The organism is Rhizobium sp. 268 (genome assembly GCF_036571585.1).
Classification (GTDB): domain Bacteria; phylum Pseudomonadota; class Alphaproteobacteria; order Rhizobiales; family Rhizobiaceae; genus Rhizobium; species Rhizobium redzepovicii.
Genome location: NZ_JAPPSO010000065.1, coordinates 1 through 1,623 on the forward strand (window position 1 = coordinate 1; position 1,623 = coordinate 1,623).

The following is a 1,623-nucleotide window of genomic DNA, read 5'->3' on the forward strand; positions in this document are numbered from 1 at the left end:
CCCGCATCTCTCACAGCGCCTGTGGCTTTGGTTGACGTTGGGCTGTTGGCGGCGGTCGGGGCCGGGCTCGCCGCCGAAGACGCGGGCGGCCGTCGCCGCGATGTGGGGCGTTTTGTCTGAGCCGGCGATGTATCCTGTGTTGTTGGCGGTAAGGGTTGAGGTCCTGCGGCATCATCGGGCCGCGGCGCATATTCGGGCGTGAGCCAGAGCAAACTCCTCGGCATAGGGGCAGGCCGAAGCCATCGCCACCTTGATGCGGCGGACTGAGACGCGGACCTGCGCGCCGATCTTCAACAGCTTCAATCGGATCGTGCCGCAGGTGGCATCGGCAAGGCGGCTACCGGTGAGGCCGAGGCGGCGTAGCGCACAGATCAGCACATAGGCCAAGGATGCAAACCAGAGCCGCAACTGATTGGCGCGCATGGTGTGGGCGCTGGTGCGGTCGGCATAGAGATCGAGCTGGCATTCCTTGATGCGGTTCTCCATGTCGCCGCGCGCGCAGTAAAGTTCCTCGTAAAGCGGTTGTGCCGCCCAGCACTCCGGTTCCAGCGAAGTGACGACGAAGCGCGGATTGGGGGCCGCCATCGTCCATTCGGCCTTGGCGACGACCCGCCGCCGGCATGACCAGCTGCCCTTCGTCGACCACAGGAAGTCGCGGAAGACGCGGGCAGCCTGGCCGCTTGCCTTGGCCGCAAGGCTCGCTTCCTCCAGGGCCTCGGCGATCTTCTTTTCCAACCGCTTGTTGCGGGCAAGGCCAAAGACATAGTCGACGCCGTTTGCCTCGCACCAGTCCATCAGTTCGTCGCGGGCAAAGCCGGAATCGGCCCGCAGGATGATGCGGACGTTGGGCCAGCGCGCGCGGATCTGCTTGACGATCCGCCCGACCTCCTCGACCGCGCCGGCGCTGGCGTCGATATTGGAGCGTCGCAGCTTGGCCGAAAGCAGGTGCCGGCCGCAGAAGATGTAGAGCGGCAGATAGCAATAGCCGTCATAATAGCCGTGGAAGAACCGTCCTTCCTGATTGCCATGCAGCGGATCATCGGTGGCGTCGAGGTCGAGCACGATCTCCTCTGGCGGCCTGTCGTGTGCGTCCAGGAACAGCTCTACGAACAGCGCTTCCAGAGCCCCGGCGTCATAGGCGATCTTGTGATAGCGCGTCGGCGCGCCGGGGCGGCCGTGCTCCAGTCGGTTCAAGGTGGATTTGCCGGCAAGGACTGCACAGTCTTGCCGCTTCGGCGTCAGCCGCTCCGACAGCAGCGCAAGCACCGGGTCGTGGCGCAGCGTGTCGTGATCATCGACATCCTCGTAGCCCAGCGCGATCGCCGCAATGCGCTGCCCGACCAGCGTGCGCGTGCTGTGGACCGTGCACTTGCGATCGCGGCCATCAACGAAGCAGGCGGCCACCCGGTCGAACAGCCCGATGGCCGCATCGACGTGACGAAGCAGCAGCGCACCGGCATCCGAGGTGATCGCGCCGCCGTCGAAACCAGCGATAACTTTGTGGCCGTCGAAGCCTTTAAATTCCAACTGCGCGGAGATACAGTCTGTTTGCATCGGGGCCTCCTTAACGAATCTGGTAAGCCTTTGTAGCAAAAGCAGTTTCTCAGATTCGCAGCCCCGATG

Annotated in this window: 1 protein-coding gene; it reads right to left on the reverse strand. The window is 64.2% G+C overall.

The genetic code is table 11. From position 1 onward, the window contains the following. Positions 1–171: 171 nt before the first annotated feature. On the reverse strand, positions 172–1,554 hold the full coding sequence (locus OS035_RS33435) for an IS1380 family transposase (protein ID WP_331815667.1): 1,383 nt from the start codon (positions 1,552–1,554) through the stop codon (positions 172–174). Positions 1,555–1,623: the final 69 nt, after the last annotated feature.